Source organism: Neorhizobium sp. NCHU2750 (genome assembly GCF_003597675.1).
In the GTDB taxonomy this organism is placed as follows: Bacteria; Pseudomonadota; Alphaproteobacteria; order Rhizobiales; family Rhizobiaceae; genus Neorhizobium.
This window is the reverse complement of the sequence record NZ_CP030827.1, coordinates 3,875,759-3,893,623: the sequence shown is the minus strand read 5'-3', so window position 1 is coordinate 3,893,623 and position 17,865 is coordinate 3,875,759. Positions and strand designations below refer to the sequence as shown.

Below are 17,865 nucleotides of genomic sequence, written 5' to 3'. Positions count from 1 at the left end.
ACCTAGATTGGCTTGACAAGGCTAGGCTCGTGTAACGGGAGGTGCATATGCAAAGCCGCTATTTCGACGTCTATGACGCGTGGAAGGAGCGCCCGGAGGACTTCTGGCGGGACGCGGCGCGGGCGATAGACTGGTTCAGGCCGCCGGACACGGTCTTCGATCCCGATCAGGGCGTCTATGGCCGCTGGTTTGGCGGCGGTGAGACCAATACCTGCTTCAATTGCCTCGATCGTCATGTCGCAGCCGGACGCGGCGCCCAGCGGGCCTTCATCTTCGACAGCGCGATGACAGGTGAGGAAAGATCCTTCACCTATGCAGAAGTCCTTAGCGAGGTGAAGGCGATTGCCGCCGTGCTTCAGGATCTCGGGATCGGCAAGGGTGACCGGGTGATCATCTATATGCCGATGGTGCCCGAAGCGGTGTTTTCGATGCTGGCCTGCGCCAGGCTGGGCGCCGTGCATTCGGTCGTCTTCGGTGGCTTTGCTGCCCGGGAACTTGCCTCACGGCTGAATGATTCGGAGGCAAAACTGATCATCTCCGCGAGCTGCGGGCTGGAGCCGGGTCGGGTGGTCGCCTACAAGCCGCTGATCGACAAGGCGATCGAACTGGCCAAGGCGAAGCCCGATCACTGCCTGATCCTGCAGCGGTCGCAACTCGTCGTGTCGCTTGATCCCCAACGTGGCGAATTCGACTTCGAGGCGCTTGTCGGCAAGGCACGCGGACGGGATATCGCCTGGGTGCCGGTGAAGGCCACCGATCCGCTCTATATCCTCTGTACATCCGGCACGACGGGCCAACCGAAAGGTGTAGTCCGGGACAATGGCGGGCATATGGTGGCGCTTGCCTGGACCATGCCGAACATATTCGGCATGGCGCCCGGCGAGGTGTTCTGGACTGCGTCCGATATCGGCTGGGTCGTCGGGCACTCCTATATCGTCTATGCGCCGCTGCTGAACGGCAATACGAGCGTCATCTTCGAAGGCAAGCCGGTAGGTACGCCGGATGCCGGGACATTCTGGCGGGTCGTTGCCAGGCATGATGTGAAGGTGCTGTTTACGGCGCCGACCGCATTTCGGGCGATCCGCCGGGACGACCCGGATGGCGAATTGGTCGATAACCACGATCTGCTTGGCCTGCGGGCGCTGTTTCTCGCCGGCGAACGCGCCGATCCCGAAACCCTCAAATGGGCCGAGCAGAAGCTGAAAGTGCCGGTCATCGACCATTGGTGGCAAACGGAGACCGGATGGCCGATCGCCGCCAATACCGTCGGGCTCGGCCTGATGCCGTTCAAGCACGGCTCTCCGACGCGGCCGATGCCGGGATATGCAGTCGAAGTGCTGGACGATGCCGGGCATGAGGTGCCGCAGGGAACGCTTGGAAACATCGTGATCAAGCTTCCCCTTCCCCCCGGATGCCTGCCGACCTTCTGGAATGCGGACCAGCGTTTTCGCGATGCCTGCCTCACCGATTTTCCGGGTTACTACAAGACCGCCGATGCCGGGTTGATCGATGAGGACGGCTATGTCTTCGTCATGGCCCGCACCGACGATATCATCAATTGCGCCGGGCACCGTCTGTCCACCGGCTCCATGGAGGAGGTCTGCGCCAGGCATCCCGATGTCGCGGAATGCGCGGTGATCGGGGTCAGGGATCGCGTCAAGGGGCAGATCCCCTGCGGCTTTCTGGTACTGAAGAACCATGTTTCACGGGAAACGGCCGACATAGCTCGGGAAGTGGCCGAGATGGTGCGCGGCGAAATCGGTCCCGTGGCTGGATTCAAGACCGTGATGGTGGTGCCGAAACTGCCGAAGACACGATCGGGTAAAATTCTTCGCGGCACGATGCAGAAGATTGCCGACGATCTGCCCTGGACCATGCCTGCGACGATCGAGGACCCGAAGACGCTGGATGTCGTGCGGGAGACCTTGTGGCGAAACGGCTTTGCCCATGAGGAGAAAAGCGTGGCATCCCCGGTCGGGTAAGGCCAAAAGAAAAGCCGCCGGGGCATGCCCGGCGGCTTTCGAATATCCTGTGTGAAGCGATCGCTTAGAAGCGGTCGTCCTCGTCTTCGTCGTCGTTGCGGGTCGACTTGAGCGAGGAGAGCTTGGCGAAGACTGCGTCTGCGTCGATTTCCTTCTCTTCCTCGCGTTCGCTGCGGTAATCGCCGAAGCCGAGGTTTTCGGTTTCGGAGGCCGGCTGGAGCGAAGCGCCGAGTTCGGCAGCGGTCGGCAGCGGACGGTTCTTGGAAGCCTTTTCGACTTCGAGGTCGAGGTCGATCTGCGAGCAGAGGCCAAGGGTGACCGGGTCCATCGGCGTCAGGTTGGCGGCGTTCCAGTGGGTGCGCTCGCGGATCTGCTCGATAGTCGACTTGGTGGTGCCGACGAGGCGCGATACCTGCGCATCCTTGAGTTCCGGATGGTTGCGAACCAGCCAGAGAATGGCGTTCGGGCGGTCCTGACGCTTGGACACCGGCGTGTAGCGCGGGCCGCGACGCTTGGATTCCGGGACGCGAACCTTGGGCTCGGAGAGCTTCAGCTTGTAGTTGATGTCCTTTTCACCGCGCTGGATTTCATCGCGTGACAGCTGGCCGGTGGCGATCGGGTCAAGGCCCTTGATGCCCTGCGCCGCTTCGCCATCGGCAATCGCCTTGACTTCGAGCGGATGCAGTTTGCAGAACTGGGCGATCTGGTCGAAGGAAAGGGCAGTATTGTCGACGAGCCAGACGGCGGTTGCCTTCGGCATGAGCAATGTTTGAGCCATGGGTATAGTTCCTCTGTCCGTCCGCGCCGGTGTCGCGGGCCGTGGGTATCAACCACAATTTCCGGGAATTTACCGCCGTATAATCGAATTAGGACAGAATTGCAATTCTTTGAAACGTCATCCTTGCCGATGAGTTTGATGGCCTCACAGCCATTTGTCTAATTGCCGCTTCCGCCCCAATTGTTATGAATGCCAAAATGTCGCATCGGTGACGAATGCCATGTCGGTGATGCATGTGAGGGAGGAATAACATGTCCGAAAAAATCTATCCGGTTCTCAAGTCCACCAGGGCTAAAGCGCTCATCGACAAGGAAAAATACGAAAAGTGGTATGAGGAGAGCGTCGAGGATCCGGACAAGTTCTGGGGCAAGCACGGCCGACGGATCGATTGGTACAAACCCTATACAAAGGTGAAGAACACCTCGTTCAAGGGCAAGGTGTCGATCAAGTGGTTCGAGGACGGGCTGACCAACGTTTCCTATAACTGCATCGACCGTCACCTGAAGACGCATGGCGAGCGCACGGCGATCATCTGGGAAGGCGACAACCCTTATATCGACAAGAAGATCACCTATAACCAGCTCTACGATCAGGTCTGCCGGATGGCGAACGTGCTGAAGAAGCACGGGGTCAAAAAGGGCGACCGGGTGACGATCTACATGCCGATGATCCCGGAAGCGGCCTATGCGATGCTGGCCTGCGCACGCATCGGGGCGGTGCATTCGGTGGTGTTCGGCGGCTTTTCGCCGGAAGCACTGGCCGGCCGCATCGTCGATTGCCAATCCACCTTCGTGATCACCTGCGACGAAGGGGTGCGTGGCGGCAAGCCGGTTTCGCTGAAGGACAATACCGACAAGGCGATCCATATCGCTGCACGCCAGTATGTGACGGTCAACAAGGTTCTGGTCGTGCGCCGCACCGGCGGCAAGACCAACTGGGCGCCCGGACGCGATCTCTGGTATCATCAGGAAATCGCGACCGTGAAGCCGCATTGCGAGCCGGTGAAGATGAAGGCGGAGGATCCGCTGTTCATCCTCTACACGTCGGGCTCGACCGGCAAGCCGAAGGGCGTGCTGCATACGACCGGCGGTTACCTCGTCTATGCCGCCATGACGCATGAATATGTGTTCGACTACCAGGATGGCGATGTCTACTGGTGCACGGCCGACGTGGGTTGGGTGACGGGCCACTCCTATCTCGTCTACGGGCCGCTGGCGAACTGCGCCACGACGCTGATGTTCGAAGGGGTGCCGAATTTCCCCGATCAGGGCCGATTCTGGGAAATCGTCGACAAGCACAAGGTCAATATTTTCTACACGGCACCGACCGCCATCCGCTCGCTGATCGGGGCCGGTGACGAGTTCGTCAAGCGCTCGTCGCGCGAAAGCCTGCGCCTGCTCGGTACGGTCGGTGAGCCGATCAATCCGGAAGCGTGGGAATGGTATTACAACGTGGTCGGCGAAAAGCGCTGCCCGATCGTCGATACCTGGTGGCAGACGGAAACCGGTGGCCACATGATCACACCGCTGCCGGGTGCCACGGATCTCAAGCCCGGATCGGCCACCAAGCCGTTCTTCGGCGTGAAGCCTCAGCTCGTCGACAACGAGGGTAACGTGCTCGAGGGTGCGGCCGATGGAAATCTCTGCATCATCGACAGCTGGCCGGGGCAGATGCGTACGCTTTATGGGGACCACGATCGCTTCGTGCAGGCTTATTTCTCCACCTATAAGGGGAAGTATTTCACCGGCGACGGCTGCCGACGCGACGAGGACGGCTATTACTGGATCACCGGCCGCGTCGACGACGTTCTGAACGTCTCCGGCCATCGCCTCGGTACGGCGGAAGTGGAATCGGCGCTGGTTTCGCATCATCTCGTTTCGGAAGCGGCCGTGGTCGGCTATCCGCACGGCATCAAGGGCCAGGGCATTTATTGCTATGTGACGCTGATGGCGGGGAATGCCGGCACCGACGAATTGCGCCAGGAACTGACCAAGCATGTGCGCAACGAGATCGGCCCGATCGCGGCACCGGACAAGATCCAGTTCGCGCCCGGCCTGCCCAAAACGCGATCCGGCAAGATCATGCGGCGTATCCTGCGCAAGATCGCAGAAGACGATTTCGGTTCGCTCGGCGATACGTCGACGCTTGCCGAACCGGCTGTCGTCGACGACCTGATCGCCAATCGGCAGAACAAGGTCGATGCCTGACGAGAAAGTGTCTCAGTCGCCGCAAGCCTCTTTCGGCTTGCGGCCGCCGTCATAGGGGCGGGCCAGGCCGGCAAGCAGAAGGTTGTCTGCAGCGCTCTGGCCGTCGGCAAAGATGACATCGGCGACGATGCGGCCGAAATATTTGTCGCCGGAAATCCGGATCAGCTGAATATGGGTGGATTGGCCTGCGAGCTGTTCCATCATCTGTCGGGCATCTGATGCAGCTGCGCGAATGGTCTGGCATTTGGATTTCAGTTCCGGCGTGTCGATGCCGCGGATGCGGACATAGACTTCCATTTTCTGCTGCGGCCAGGGCTGTGCCTCGACCAGAAGCGTATCACCATCGATGACCCGGATGATTTCGGCCGAGACAGGGCCGGAAATCTCGTCGCGTGCCATCGCGTCGGCGGCGAGAGCCAGAAGGATCGAAACGGCAATGGTCAGTGACTTGATCATGAAAGGAATAAATTCCGATCACGGAATGAAGTCAATAGGAATTTTATCTTATATCTGGAAGAGGTGATCAGAAGTCGATTGCGCGGCCCTTGATCTCCCAATCGCCGAAGCGGGCCGGATCTGCCCCACCGCGTCCGCCGAATTCTTCCGGCATCTCGACATTTTCCGCTGCCACACGGCGCTCCTCGGCTTCCTTCAGAGCCCGCTGTGCTGCCGGAGAGAGCGGCTTTCTGGCAGAACCCTCCTCAAGGGTGGCCTGCATGTTATCGTTGTCTGCATCCTGCATTTGTCTGACTACCGGAAGATTATTGAAAACTCTGGTTGAATTGACCACATGATAGGCTGTTCGACACCGCTAGAAAACCCTTGGCATGCAGGGGGATGAAATCGGCAACGGAGAGATGACGATGAATGTGATGCGCACCGCCATGCTTCTGGCCTTCATGACTGCCCTGTTCATGGGCGTCGGATTTCTGATCGGCGGCAAGGGCGGCATGATGATCGCGCTTCTGATCGCTGCCGGCATGAACCTGTTTTCCTACTGGAATTCGGACAGGATGGTGCTGTCCGCCTACCATGCCCAGGAAGTGAACGAGCGCACGGCGCCGGAATTCTATCACCTGATTCGTGACCTTGCTGCCAATGCCGGCCTGCCGATGCCGAAGGTCTATGTCTATGACAATCCGCAGCCCAATGCGTTTGCGACCGGTCGTAATCCGCAGAATGCGGCCGTCGCGGCATCGACCGGGCTTCTGCAGCGCCTCACCCACGAGGAAGTGGCCGGCGTGATGGCGCATGAACTGGCGCATGTGCAGAACCGTGACACGCTGACGATGACGATTACCGCGACACTTGCCGGTGCGATCTCGATGCTCGGCAATTTCGCGTTCTTCTTCGGTGGCAACCGAAACAACAATAATCCGTTCGGTTTCATCGGTGTTCTTGTCGCCATGATGGTGGCGCCGTTCGCTGCCATGCTGGTGCAGATGGCGATCAGCCGTACGCGGGAATATTCCGCCGACCGTCGTGGAGCGGAAATCTGCGGCAACCCGATGTGGCTTGCCTCGGCGCTTGCCAAGCTCGCCGGTGCCGCACATTCCATTCCCAACTACGAGGCGGAGCGAAACCCCGCCACGGCGCATATGTTCATCATCAATCCACTGTCCGGCGAGCGGATGGACAATCTCTTCTCGACCCATCCGAATACCGAAAATCGTATCGCCGCCCTGCAACAGATGGCGGGAGAGTTCCGCGGTGGTGGGTCGACGGGATCGTTTTCGGCTGCTAGACCCCAGCGCACCGCTCGCTCCGTTCCCAATACCGGCGCAAACAATCCATGGGGCCGCGGATCGGATGAACCGCGCAAGGGTCCCTGGTCTTGAACGAGACGAAAAAAAAGAAGCCTTTCAAACGCTCGCCTCAGAAGCCGGCCTCTGCCCGCGTTTCTCATGAGCCGCCGAAACCAGGGCTCGAAGTGCGTGCCACGGCGGCAAAGCTTCTGGCGGCGGCCGTCGACCGGAAGATCTCGCTCGACGGGATGCTGGACCTCACCCACGGCAATCCGGCCTACAAGACGCTCAGCGATGCCGACCGCGCGCTTGCCCGCGCGATCCTGACGACGGCGCTTCGGCATTTGCCGCGTCTGGAAGCCGCCATCGCTTCCCTGCTCGAATCACCGCTGCCGGAAGGCGCGCGCGCTCTTCATCACGTTCTGGTCGTTGCCGCCGCGCAAATCCTGCATCTCGGCGTTCCATCCCATTCCGCTGTCGATCTTGCGGTGGAACAGGCCAATCGCGACCCGCGCAATCGTCGCTTTGCCAAGCTGGTGAACGCCGTGCTGCGCCGCCTGGTGCGCGAGAAGGAGGAGGTTCTGGTGGCGACTGCTTCGGTGTCGCCGGTTCCCGACTGGTTCCGCGAGCGGCTGGTCAAAGCCTATGGCGCGGTGGAAGCGGAGCGCATTGCCGAAGCCCAGCTGACGCCACCTGCAATCGACCTCACCGTGAAGGCGGATCCGGCGGCCTGGGCGGATCGGCTTGGTGGTCGGCTGCTTCCGACCGGCAGCGTTCGCCTTGGTGAATTCGAAGGCTCGGTCACCGCGCTCGAAGGGTTCGAGACGGGCGAATGGTGGGTGCAGGACGTGGCGGCCAGCATTCCGGCAAAGCTGTTCGGTGACTTGAGCGGCAAGCGCGTGGCCGACCTTTGCGCTGCGCCGGGCGGCAAGACTGCACAGTTGATTGCCGCCGGCGCCCAGGTGACGGCCGTCGAACAGTCGCCCAACCGGCTTGCACGTCTCAAGGAAAATCTGGCCCGGCTTGGAATGGAGGCGGAGCTGGTGGGGGGCGACCTGTTTGCCTATTCACCAGACGAGAAGCTCGACGGCGTGCTCCTCGATGCGCCCTGCTCTTCGACCGGTACCACGCGACGGCATCCGGATGTGCTGTGGACGAAGGGCGTACAGGACATCGAAAAGCTCGCCAGCCTGCAGGAGCGGATGCTGCGCCATGCCGTGACGCTGGTGAAAAGCGGCGGGATTATCGTGTTTTCCAACTGCTCGCTCGACCCGCTTGAGGGTGAGGAACTTGTCGAGCGGGTTCTCGCCGATACACCTTCGCTTCAGCGGCGGCCGATCGATCCGGAGGATTGGCCCGGTCTTGAAGAGGCGGTGACGGTCAAGGGAGAGTTCCGAACCACACCGGCGATGCTGCCGCCATCGGAGGGTTTTGCCGGCGGTATGGACGGGTTCTTTGCCAGCGTGCTGAGCGTCAAGTAAGATATTATTCACCATCACCCCAGATAATTCCGATTCAACTAAAATTGTTTCAGCTGATCGAGCAGACAGCCATTCCGGCGGAGAACCCAGAGTGACCATGCGGCTCGCCGATCGCCGACGGCTTCTGGCTTGCGGCATGCGGGAAATGCGCCGGCGCCTACGCCTGCGCATGGCGCCCTATCGCGTGGCTCTTTCCGCGCCGCTTTCCGCCGTGCCGGAACGATTGATTGTCGCGCCGACAGACCTGCGCCCGGTCGATCCGTTCGTCGCGCATGAAATTTTCGACGGGCGTTTTCCGCTCGCCGGCCGTGTTCTCGAAACGCTTGGAGATTCACCCTTCGAGCTCGAATTGCCGTCGCGTGCGTTTGCCGAAAGACTGCATGGCTTCGGCTGGCTGCGCCATATAAGGGCAGAACGGACAGAGGCGGGCTGCGCACATGCCCGGCATATCGTTTCCGACTGGATCAACATTCACGGACGCCGGCGCCGGGGTATCGGCTGGGAGCCGAATGTGGTCGCGACGCGGGTCATAGCGTGGCTTTCCCATTCCACGATCGTTCTTCACGCTGCCGAAGCGGGTTTCTATCGCCGTTTCATGAAGAGCCTCGCCTACCAGATCAGCTACCTGCGAAAGATCGCGGCGTCCTGCCCCGATGCGGAAAGCCGGCTGAGAGTGCGTACGGCACTTGCGATGGCTTCGCTCGCATTGCCCACGAGGGTCGGCGGGATCAATCGGGAGAGCCTGGCGCTGGACCGCGAGCTCGATCGGCAGATTCTCGCCGATGGCGGGCATATATCGCGCAATCCGCGGGCGATCCTCGACGTTCTCGTCGATCTTCTGCCGCTGCGTCAGACATATATCAATCTGGGTTACGATGTGCCCCAGAAGCTCATCCCGGCGATCGACCGCATGTATCCGGCGCTACGATTCTTCCGTCATCAGGACGGCGATCTGGCACTGTTCAACGGCGCGAGTTCGACTTCGGCGAGCGAGCTGATGTCTGTGCTGCGCTATGACGAATCCGCCGGCAAGCCGTTCAAGGCCCTGCCGCAGATGCAATATCACCGGCTTGCCGCAGACAATACGATCATCATTGTCGATACCGGTTGTCCGGAGGCGATTTCGGCCTCGACAGGTGCCCATGCCGGCACGCTTTCGTTCGAGATGTCGTCGGGCCGGCACCGGTTCATCGTCAATTCCGGTGCGCCGAAATTTGCCAGCCGGTTCTACAGGCATCTCGCGCGCTCTACCGCGGCCCATTCGACGCTGACACTTGGAGATGTGTCGTCCAGCCGGGTGATCAACTCCAATTTCACCGGTCCGGTTCTCATGCCCGGCGTTTCGGCCGTCGATGTGGAACGTTGGGACGACAAGCATGGCAATGATTGGCTGCGTGCCCGCCATGACGGATATCTGGAGCAGTTCGACTATACCCATGAGCGGGAAATCGCGCTGAGTGCCACGGGTGACAAGATAAAGGGATGCGACCGGCTCATTCCGCGGGAAGGTGGCGAGGGCAAGCCGAAAAACTCTATTGCCTTCATCCGGTTTCACATCCATCCGGCAATCACCATCACCCGCCGCGATGCCGAGAGCGTGGCGCTGAGGGCTGCCGATGGGCAGGGCTGGATTTTTGCGGCTCCGGGTCTGGATCTCCAGATCGACGAGGATGTGTTCTTTGCAGATGTCTCCGGCATGCGTCCCAGCCAGCAGCTGGTGCTCGAAAGCGCGGTCTCGGGCCTGAAGGAAATCCGCTGGATGCTCAGACGCGGCGAATAAGCGTTCCTTCTTGCCGCCAGCTGTGCTAACCGGCCCGCATCCCCTTCCCGCCCCTTTGTGGCAAGCTCTTTCAGGAGAGACCCGATGGCCGTTGTGTCCAAGAAAATCCCCGCACCCGATCGCGTCAAGATCCGTACCGCGCTCCTTTCCGTTTCCGACAAGGCAGGGATCATCGATCTCGCGCGCGCGCTCAGCGAACAGGGCGTTCGTCTGTTGTCGACCGGCGGCACGCATAAGGCCATCGCCGCCGCCGGCCTTGCGGTGACCGACGTTTCCGAGGTTACCGGCTTTCCGGAGATCATGGACGGTCGCGTGAAGACGCTTCACCCGAATGTCCATGGTGGTCTCCTGTCGATCCGTGACGACGAGGAGCATGTCGCGGCGATGAAGGAACACGGGATCGAGGGTATCGATCTTGCGGTCATCAACCTCTACCCGTTCGAGGAAGTACGGGCCGCAGGCGGCGACTATCCGACGACCGTCGAGAATATCGACATCGGCGGCCCGGCAATGATCCGCGCATCGGCCAAGAACCATGCCTATGTGACGATCGTCACCGATCCTTCCGATTACGCAGCGCTGATCGAGGCGCTGAAGGCGAATGGCGGCGAAACCGAATATGCCTTCCGCCAGAAGCTTGCCGCCAAGGCCTATGCCCGCACCGCGGCCTATGACACGGCGATCTCCAACTGGTTTGCCGAAGCGCTCGAGATCGAAACCCCGGCCTACCGGACGATCGGCGGCGTGTTGAAGGAAGCCATGCGGTACGGCGAAAACCCGCATCAGAGCGCCGGCTTCTATGTGACCGGCGAAAATCGCCCCGGCGTAGCGACGGCGAAGCTCCTGCAGGGCAAGCAGCTTTCCTACAATAATATCAACGACACGGATGGCGCTTTCGAGCTGATCGGCGAGTTTGCCGCCGATCAGGGCCCGGCCTGCGCGATCATCAAGCATGCCAACCCGTGCGGCGTTGCCACCGGTTCGACCTTGAAGCAAGCCTATCTGCGGGCACTGGCCTGCGATTCCACCTCGGCCTTCGGCGGGATCATCGCGGTCAACCAGCTTCTCGATGCCGAAACGGCGGAAGAGATCGTCAAGCTGTTCACCGAAGTCATCATCGCGCCTGAGGTTTCCGACGAAGCGCAGCAGATCATTGCCGCCAAGAAGAATCTTCGCCTTCTCGTGACAGGTGGCCTGCCCGATCCGCGTTCGCGCGGCATCACCGCCAAGACGGTGGCCGGCGGCCTGCTGGTCCAGAGCCGCGACAATGGCGTGATCGAGGATGTCGATCTCAAGGTCGTCACCAAGCGCGGACCGACGGCGACCGAAATGGAAGACCTGAAGTTCGCCTACAAGGTTGCCAAGCACGTCAAGTCGAATGCCATCGTCTATGCCAAGGACGGGCAGACGGCGGGCATCGGCGCCGGCCAGATGAGCCGTATCGATTCCGCCCGCATTGCCGGGTTGAAGGCTGAGGATGCCGCCAAAGCGATGGGCTGGGCCGAGCCGCTGACCAAGGGTTCTGCCGTTGCGTCGGAAGCGTTCTTCCCGTTTGCCGATGGCCTGCTTTCCGCCATCGCCGCGGGTGCTACCGCTGTCATCCAGCCGGGCGGCTCGATGCGTGATGCGGAGGTGATTGCCGCAGCCGACGAGCACAATGTCGCGATGGTATTCACCGGCATGCGTCATTTCCGGCATTGATTAGCCGGGGTCATTTCGAACGGGATGCCGGATAGGGCGTGGCGGCAAGCAGTGCTAGGCCGGCCCCGAGGAAGATGACCAGGGTCGCCATGCCGAGATGGGCGGAACCTGTGGCATAGGTGACGAGCGAGAAGGACAGGGTGGCGAGAAAACTCGTCGCCCGTCCAGACAGGGCGTAGATGCCGAAATAGCGGCCGGCTTCATCAAGATCGATCGACCGCGCCAGATAGGATCGCGACGAGGCCTGGACGGGCCCGAAGGCGATGCCGATCAACAGGCCGAAGAGGATGTAGGCCCTCTCCGCGGTGGTGCCGAACCAGCCGCCACTGTCTTGCGTCGAAAGCGGCATCAGGCCGAAAAGAACCGAGCCCGGGCTGATCGACACGATCCCTATGGTTGCGGTCAGCAGCAGGACGAGACTGACGACCACGACGATCTTGGAACCCAGCCAGCGGTCGAGAAAGCCGGCGGCGATGCAGCCGAAAATCGCCACGACGTTGAGGATGATGCCGTAAAGGCCGATCTCGATCGTCGCCCAGCCGAACATGCCGGCAGCGAATGTGCCGCCGAGGATCAGCAGGCCGTTGACGCCATCCTGATACAGCATTCGCGCAAGCAGAAATCTCGCAATGGCAGGTCGCCGCTTCAATTCCTGCAACGTGCCAGCAAGTTCCGCCACGCCGGATCGTATCGCCTGCCCCAGCGGCTTTCCCCTTTCGGCATCTGGGGTGAAGAAAAACATCGGCAGGATGAAGAGGAAATACCAGACTGCTGCGATCGGGCCGGTGATGCGGGCGTCCTCGCCCAGGTTTGCATCCAGACCGAAAGGCGGGGTTATCCCGATCAGCGTCCTGCCGGTTTGCGGGTTGGCAGCGAGCAGCGCCACGACGGCGATCAGGACCACCATGCCGCCAAGGTAGCCGATGCCCCAGGCGGTGTTGGAGATCCTTCCGACATCCTCGCGCGAGACGAGCCGCGGCATCATGGAATCGTTGAAGACGATGGAAAATTCCGCCGCGATCGAGGCCAGAATCATGAAGGTGATCGGCCAGACGAGCGGGGAACCGGGCGCGGCGAACCACAACATCATCAGGCTCGCGATCTTCACTGCAGCAAAGGCGGCGATCCATGGCTTTCTCGCGCCGGACTGGTCGGCGATCGAGCCGAGGACCGGCGAAAGGATGGCGATGATGATCGAAGAAATCGTCGCCATATTGCTCCACGCGGCTTGCGCCGAAACGGGATCGTCGGTCAGGCGCGAGACGAAATAGGGGCCGAAGATGAAGGTGGTGACGACGGTGAAGAAGGGCTGTGCCGCCCAATCGAACAGCATCCAGCCCCAGATGCCGCGCCGGCCGGGTTTTGTCGGCGCTTCACTGACGTCTGCCACGCCCATTTCTCCTCCCCGGCCTCTAGAGCAGCCTGCCGGTGGCCAGGTCACCGAGCAGACCGGCCGCGACGGAAATCTTCGGCAGCGTCAGCTCGCCGCTTTCGCCGAGCGTAACAAGTTCGGCGCCGATCCGGTTTATTCGCAGGCGATCGGCGGCGATCCAGGCGGCAACCGGTTTCTTGTCCTTGCGGTGCTCGCTCAAGGCGGCGATCACGATGGCACGGCGGGCCGAGGCAAGTTGCTGAAGGCTGCGCGACAAAGCCAGGCTCTCGTAGTGATCGGACGTCCCGATCCGTTCACCGGCCCCGATCAAGCGATTTATACGGAAGGTCTCGGTTACCGCGAGATAGCTCTCCGCTGCGCGTGCCATGCCTTCGCCGGTCTTTTCGGCGATGAGCATGATTTCCGGCACGATGACCAGAGCGGACAGTGTGCGGATTTCGCCAAGCAGGTCTGTTGGAACACCAGCCGCTTCAAATTCGGCGGCAAACGGCGCCGTCTCTGCTATGACATCTTTGGTCACGGTCGGGCGAAGCCCCTTGATGGCTGTCCTTAGCCGGGCAACGGCTTCGCTCATGTCCGACGCAGCGATCTGCGTCTGAAGCGCGAGGTAGGTGCCGAAGAGGACTATTCGACCGACCTCGGCGTAGAGATCGTTCTGAATGCGGCCGGCGACTCGAGTGTCCAGTGCGTCTATCTGAGACCAGAGTTCGGGCAGGCCGAAGCCGTCGCGGATCAGGAAGATCGCCTTGACGACATTTGCCGCGGTGGCACCGGTCATGTCGACCATGGCCTGAATGAAGCCGGGGCCACCGCGGTTGACCGCCTCGTTGGCGAGGATCGTGGCGACGATCTCCCTGTGCAGGCGATGTTTCTGGATATCGGCCGCATAGGGCTTCTGCATCCTGGCGGGGAAGTAGTCTTTCAGCAATGTCGAGAAATAGGGATCGTCGGGCACGGTGCTTTCGAGCAGGGTGTCGAAGAGCACGATCTTGGAATAGGAGAGCAGTACGCCTATTTCCGGTCGCGTGAGAGGCTTTCCGGCTGCATAGCGTTCGGCAAGCTCGGCATCGTCGGGCAATGTCTCCACCTTGCGGTTCAGCTTGCCCTGCGCCTCCAGTACGGACATCAGCCGGGCCAACTGTTCGCGGTTTGCCGTGCCGCGCCGTTCGATCAGCGAAATGGACAGCGGCTGCAGATAGTTGTTGCGCAGGACCAGGCCTGCCACTTCGTCGGTCATCGATGCGAGAAGCTGGTTGCGCTTGGCACGGGGAAGGCGCCCGTCCTGCATGGCCGCGTTGAGCGCGATCTTGATATTGACCTCGACGTCGGAGGAATTGACGCCGGCGGAATTGTCGATCGCGTCGGAATTGCAGCGCCCGCCGGCGAGCGAATAGGCAATGCGGCCTTTCTGGGTGACGCCGAGATTGGCGCCCTCGCCGATGACTTTCGCGCCCACTTCAGCGGCGGTAATGCGGATCGGGTCATTCGCCCGGTCGCCCACCTCGGTATCCGTTTCCGAGGCAGCCTTCACATAGGTGCCGATACCGCCGAACCATAAGAGATCCGCCTTGCTTTTCAGGATGGCGGTCATGATCTCGAAGGGCGTGGCTGTCGTCTTGTCGATGCCGATCGCGTCGGCGGCCTGCTTCGTCAGCTTTACCGATTTCTCCGAGCGCGAGATGATCATCGCGCCGTCCGACAGGGTCGACCGGTCATAATCCTGCCAGCTGGAGCGCGGCAGGTTGAACATGCGTGCGCGCTCGGCGAAGGAGTTTTCGATGTCGGGATCCGGATCGATAAAGATATCGCGATGGTCGAAGGCGGCGATGAGCCGGATCTTCGGCGACAGAAGCATGCCGTTGCCGAAGACATCGCCCGACATGTCGCCGACGCCGACGACGTTGAACGGGGTCGTCTGGATATCGACGTCCATTTCGCGGAAATGACGCTTGACGGCTTCCCAGGCGCCGCGGGCAGTGATGCCCATCTTCTTGTGGTCGTAGCCGGCCGATCCGCCCGAGGCGAAAGCGTCGTCCAGCCAGAAGGAGGCTTCCTGCGCCAGACCGTTGGCGGTGTCGGAGAAGGTCGCGGTACCCTTGTCGGCCGCAACGACGAAATAGGGGTCGTCGCCGTCAACGCGGATCGTCTGGGGTGGTCCGACGATCTCGCCATCGACGATGTTGTCGGTGATCGCCAACAGCGTGCGGATGTAGGTCTTGTAGGCTTCCCGGCCGGTGTTGAAGATCTCGTCGCGTGATCCGCCCACAGGCAGCATTTTGGGGAAGAAGCCACCCTTGGCGCCGACCGGCACGATGACGGCATTCTTGACTTGCTGGGCTTTCACCAGACCGAGCACTTCGGTCCGGTAGTCCTCGCCACGATCGGACCAGCGCAGGCCGCCGCGGGCGACCTTGCCGAAGCGCAGATGGACGCCTTCAACTTCTGTGCCGTAGACGAAGATTTCGCGGAACGGCCGCGGTTCGGGCAATCCGTCGAGGAGCTTGGGGTCGAACTTAAAGGCGAGCATTCTGTTGGGAGCGCCGTCGGCGTCGCGCTGGAAATAATTGGTGCGCAATGTCGCGTCGACGGTGTTGACGAAGCGGCGCAGCGTGCGGTCTTCGTCGAGGCTCGGCACCGCGCCGAGGCTTTCCTCTATGGAGTCATGAAGCTGCGCGAGTTTCTTCGCCCTCGCCTTGTCGGTGATCGCCGGATCGAAGCCGGTGGTGAACAGGTTGAGGATGTCCGCCGAGATATGCGGATATTTCACCAGCGTATCGGCGATATAGGCCTGCGAATAGACGATGCCGGTCTGCCTGAGGTATCGGGCATAGGCGCGAAGAACGGTGATTTCCCGGGCCGACAGGCCGGCCAGAAGAACAAGCCGGTTGAAGCCATCGTTGTCGATGGAACCTTCAAAGGCGGTGAGGAAGGCTTCTTCGAGGAGCGGGCCTTCGCGGGAAAGGTCGACGCTGCGCCCCTCGCCAAGCTCGAGCTCCATATCATGCAGCACGACGAGCCGTGCCTGCGGTCCGACATGAATTTCAAAGGTCTGTTCGCTGACCACATGGAAGCCGAGGTTTTCCAGAAGCGGGACGCGGCGCGACAGCGACAGGGGGTGGGCTCCGTGAAAGATCTTCAGCGATATGCCATTCGTCGCATCGGTTGGTCGCCGGTAGAACTCGATGCGGATGGGCTCATCGGCTGCGCAGGCGGCAATATCGGCGAGATCGGAAAATGCCTCTTCCGGCGTGAAAGCTTCCTGGAAGGCATTGGTGACGCTCAGACGGGGCCCGTGTTCGGCAAGCAGCGAGAAGCTTTCCTCCCAGGGGGTGGCAATCAGGCTGACGGCCTCCTCGAGCTTGCCTTGCGCGATCCGGGGCGTCTTGCCGCCACGGCGACCGATGATGAAATGGACGCGGGCAACGCCGCCTTCGGGGAAAGCCGGATAATAGGCGGAAACATGGCCCTCGAAGACATCGGCAAGATAGGCGCCGACCTTTTCGCGAACGAGCGAGTTATAATCCTCGCGCGGGACATAGACGATGGTCGAGACGAAGCGGTCGAAATGATCGATGCGGGCGAGCACGCGCACGCGTGGGCGCTCGATGAGTTCCATGATCTGCTCGCAGAATTTCGCCAGCAGGTCCCCGTCGATCTGGAATAGGTCGTCGCGCGGGTAGGATTCCAGCGTGTTTTCCAGCATGCGACCGGAATGGCTGTGAGGGTCGAAGGAGAAATGCCGGTCGATCGCGGCGACCTTCGTCCTCAGCATTGGAATGTCACGGACCGATTGCGTATAGGCGGTTGCGGTGAAGAGGCCGACGATGCGCAGCTCTCCCACCACATTGCCGTTCTCGTCGAAGCGTTTCACCCCGACATAGTCCATATAGGCGCGTCTATGGATGACCGATTTGACATTGGCCTTGGTAACGATGAGGAATTGCGGTCCGTCGAGGAATTCGAGGATTTCCGGCGTCGTTGTCACCTGATCCTTGCCCTGCCGCAGAACCAGCACATCCGGGTCCGACAGGATGCCGAGCCCCCTGCCCTTGCCGCGTTCCACCTTGGCTGCCGAGCCTTTGCCGGAATAGACATATTCGCGCATGCCGAGGAAGGTGAAGTTGTCATCGCGCAGCCAGTCGAGGAAGGCCAGCGCCTCATCCCGGTCGGCGCCCTTTCTGGGTTTCGCATTGAGCAACTGGCTTGATGCGCCATTCATGGTTTCGAGCATGGCCGACCAGTCGGTGATGGCCAGATGCACCTGCTCGAGGATGAAGCGGATACGCGCTACGAGATGATCGGCCTGTTCCTGGTTCATCTGCGCCAGATGGATCTGGATCAGGCTGACCTGATGGGCGGGGTCGGTCGGCTGATCATTGCTGCGCAGAACAGGCTGCTTGCCGGGCTCGATCGTCAGGATCGGATGCACGGCCATAATGAGGCTGCGATGGCTGGCCGTCACCTCTCCCATGACGGAATCGAACAGGAACGGCATGTTGCGGTCGATGACATTCAATATCCATGCCGTCATGCCGCCGGGCTCGACCCCCGGCACCTGCACGAGGCTGATATCGGCCCGGAGACGGCTCCAGTCTCTCAGGCGGCTTCCGGCATGGGCAGCGGCAATGCCGAGCATTTCCGGCGTATAGGCAGCAAGGTCATCGTCACTCGCCCTGCCGAACAGGATGGAAGGATCAAGAGCGTCCGCATCGATCCTGTCGGCGAAGGAACGTGCCTCCTCCATCTGTCTGCTGCGTTTCGGGCTATGCTTCCAGACCATGACCTCTCCCCTTCAGGC

Annotated in this window: 11 protein-coding genes; 6 read left to right on the top strand and 5 right to left on the bottom strand. The window is 61.1% G+C overall.

From position 1 onward, the window contains the following. Positions 1-47: 47 nt before the first annotated feature. Positions 48-1,982 carry an AMP-binding protein gene (locus NCHU2750_RS18730; RefSeq protein WP_119942059.1) on the top strand — a complete coding sequence of 645 codons (1,935 nt, stop codon included), beginning with the start codon at positions 48-50 and terminating at the stop codon, positions 1,980-1,982. 64 nt (positions 1,983-2,046) lie between these two features. On the opposite strand, the gene NCHU2750_RS18725 is transcribed toward NCHU2750_RS18730, so the two are convergent. Continuing rightward, positions 2,047-2,760 (bottom strand): DUF1013 domain-containing protein, encoded by a 714-nt coding sequence (locus tag NCHU2750_RS18725; protein WP_119942057.1) that lies wholly within the window; start codon positions 2,758-2,760, stop codon positions 2,047-2,049. A gap of 251 nt (positions 2,761-3,011) precedes the next feature. Here NCHU2750_RS18725 and acs point away from each other — a divergent pair, with 251 nt between their 5' ends. Further along, the gene (acs, locus tag NCHU2750_RS18720; RefSeq protein WP_119942055.1) at positions 3,012-4,967 is read left to right on the top strand and encodes an acetate--CoA ligase; all 1,956 of its coding nucleotides are present in this window, start codon (positions 3,012-3,014) and stop codon (positions 4,965-4,967) included. Between the two features lie 12 nt (positions 4,968-4,979). On the opposite strand, the gene NCHU2750_RS18715 is transcribed toward acs, so the two are convergent. Continuing rightward, a complete protein-coding gene (locus NCHU2750_RS18715; protein WP_119942053.1) occupies positions 4,980-5,423 on the bottom strand; it encodes a thermonuclease family protein in 444 nt (147 codons plus the stop codon). A 67-nt stretch (positions 5,424-5,490) separates the two neighbouring features. Next, positions 5,491-5,709 carry a DUF1674 domain-containing protein gene (locus tag NCHU2750_RS18710; RefSeq protein WP_119942051.1) on the bottom strand — a complete coding sequence of 73 codons (219 nt, stop codon included), beginning with the start codon at positions 5,707-5,709 and terminating at the stop codon, positions 5,491-5,493. A gap of 121 nt (positions 5,710-5,830) precedes the next feature. Between NCHU2750_RS18710 and htpX the strand changes: the two genes are divergently transcribed. From htpX to purH, 4 genes are all read left to right on the top strand, one after another. Continuing rightward, complete coding sequence (htpX, locus tag NCHU2750_RS18705; protein WP_119943527.1) at positions 5,831-6,805, top strand: zinc metalloprotease HtpX; 975 nt, start codon at positions 5,831-5,833, stop codon at positions 6,803-6,805. Next, positions 6,796-8,193, top strand: a complete 1,398-nt coding sequence (locus NCHU2750_RS18700; RefSeq protein ID WP_162939724.1) for an RsmB/NOP family class I SAM-dependent RNA methyltransferase — start codon at positions 6,796-6,798, stop codon at positions 8,191-8,193. The genes htpX and NCHU2750_RS18700 overlap by 10 nt, the downstream gene beginning before the upstream one ends. Before the next feature lie 97 nt (positions 8,194-8,290). Further along, positions 8,291-9,973 (top strand): heparinase II/III family protein, encoded by a 1,683-nt coding sequence (locus NCHU2750_RS18695; RefSeq protein WP_119942047.1) that lies wholly within the window; start codon positions 8,291-8,293, stop codon positions 9,971-9,973. An 84-nt stretch (positions 9,974-10,057) separates the two neighbouring features. Then, positions 10,058-11,674, top strand: a complete 1,617-nt coding sequence (purH, locus tag NCHU2750_RS18690; protein ID WP_119942045.1) for a bifunctional phosphoribosylaminoimidazolecarboxamide formyltransferase/IMP cyclohydrolase — start codon at positions 10,058-10,060, stop codon at positions 11,672-11,674. Positions 11,675-11,684: 10 nt separating this feature from the next. Here the strand turns inward: purH and NCHU2750_RS18685 are convergent, their stop codons facing one another. Further along, entirely contained in the window at positions 11,685-13,070 is a 1,386-nt protein-coding gene (locus NCHU2750_RS18685) for an MFS transporter (RefSeq protein ID WP_119942043.1), read from the bottom strand. A gap of 16 nt (positions 13,071-13,086) precedes the next feature. Next, positions 13,087-17,847, bottom strand: a complete 4,761-nt coding sequence (locus tag NCHU2750_RS18680) for an NAD-glutamate dehydrogenase (protein ID WP_119942041.1) — start codon at positions 17,845-17,847, stop codon at positions 13,087-13,089. Positions 17,848-17,865 lie beyond the last annotated feature (18 nt).

Bases quoted from the DNA above. Each gene is read 5' to 3' on its own strand.
- NCHU2750_RS18730 (WP_119942059.1), top strand. From the start codon at position 48: ATGCAAAGCCGCTATTTCGACGTCTATGACGCGTGGAAGGAGCGCCCG.
- NCHU2750_RS18725 (WP_119942057.1), bottom strand. From the start codon at position 2,760: ATGGCTCAAACATTGCTCATGCCGAAGGCAACCGCCGTCTGGCTCGTC.
- acs (WP_119942055.1), top strand. From the start codon at position 3,012: ATGTCCGAAAAAATCTATCCGGTTCTCAAGTCCACCAGGGCTAAAGCG.
- NCHU2750_RS18715 (WP_119942053.1), bottom strand. From the start codon at position 5,423: ATGATCAAGTCACTGACCATTGCCGTTTCGATCCTTCTGGCTCTCGCC.
- NCHU2750_RS18710 (WP_119942051.1), bottom strand. From the start codon at position 5,709: ATGCAGGATGCAGACAACGATAACATGCAGGCCACCCTTGAGGAGGGT.
- htpX (WP_119943527.1), top strand. From the start codon at position 5,831: ATGAATGTGATGCGCACCGCCATGCTTCTGGCCTTCATGACTGCCCTG.
- NCHU2750_RS18695 (WP_119942047.1), top strand. From the start codon at position 8,291: ATGCGGCTCGCCGATCGCCGACGGCTTCTGGCTTGCGGCATGCGGGAA.
- purH (WP_119942045.1), top strand. From the start codon at position 10,058: ATGGCCGTTGTGTCCAAGAAAATCCCCGCACCCGATCGCGTCAAGATC.
- NCHU2750_RS18685 (WP_119942043.1), bottom strand. From the start codon at position 13,070: ATGGGCGTGGCAGACGTCAGTGAAGCGCCGACAAAACCCGGCCGGCGC.
- NCHU2750_RS18680 (WP_119942041.1), bottom strand. From the start codon at position 17,847: ATGGTCTGGAAGCATAGCCCGAAACGCAGCAGACAGATGGAGGAGGCA.